At 49.0% G+C, this 621-nt stretch carries 2 tRNA genes and 1 rRNA gene; all 3 read right to left on the bottom strand.

Annotation, left to right across the window (positions count from 1 at the left end):
- Positions 1–211: 211 nt before the first annotated feature.
- Positions 212–287 (bottom strand) — tRNA-Ala (locus ACN1C3_RS33220).
- A gap of 30 nt (positions 288–317) precedes the next feature.
- Positions 318–394 (bottom strand) — tRNA-Ile (locus ACN1C3_RS33215).
- Between the two features lie 164 nt (positions 395–558).
- Positions 559–621: ribosomal RNA gene (locus ACN1C3_RS33210) — 16S ribosomal RNA — on the bottom strand; the annotation flags it as partial.

Genomic DNA, 621 nt, shown 5'->3' with positions numbered 1-621 from the left:
CTGTGAAGACGACATTCGCCGAAAATTCGCAATGTAACTCACAAATTTTACCTTAGCCTGAGCCCACACCAGTGAAAGTGTGGTCCAGTCTATCTTTCTATCACATACCCAAATTTTTAAAGAACGATCTAATCCAAAGATCAGAAATCAACATTCACCATCCTTCGATGGAATGCTCATTTCTAAGCTTTACAACAACAGAAGCAGTAAGTGGTGGAGCCAAACGGGATCGAACCGTTGACCTCCTGCGTGCAAGGCAGGCGCTCTCCCAGCTGAGCTATGGCCCCGTATTTCTACAGGCGTTTCCCACACAAAATTGGTGGGTCTGGGCAGATTCGAACTGCCGACCTCACCCTTATCAGGGGTGCGCTCTAACCAACTGAGCTACAGACCCAATTTCGAGCTACCAAGGTCGACCTCACCCTGCTCTTTACCACACAGCATGGGGTGCCCTCTAACCAGCTTAGCGACAACCTTCTACAGGCTGCTTCTAAATCGTCTTCTTCAATGAATCAAGCAATTCGTGTGGGAACTTATGGAGCAGCTGATGTCGTCGATTAAGGAGGTGATCCAGCCGCAGGTTCCCCTACGGCTACCTTGTTACGACTTCACCCCAGTCAT

Source organism: Pseudomonas sp. H11T01 (assembly GCF_048515765.1).
Lineage (GTDB): Bacteria > Pseudomonadota > Gammaproteobacteria > Pseudomonadales > Pseudomonadaceae > Aquipseudomonas.
Note: the sequence above shows the minus strand (reverse complement) of the source record. Positions and strands in the feature narration are given on the sequence as shown.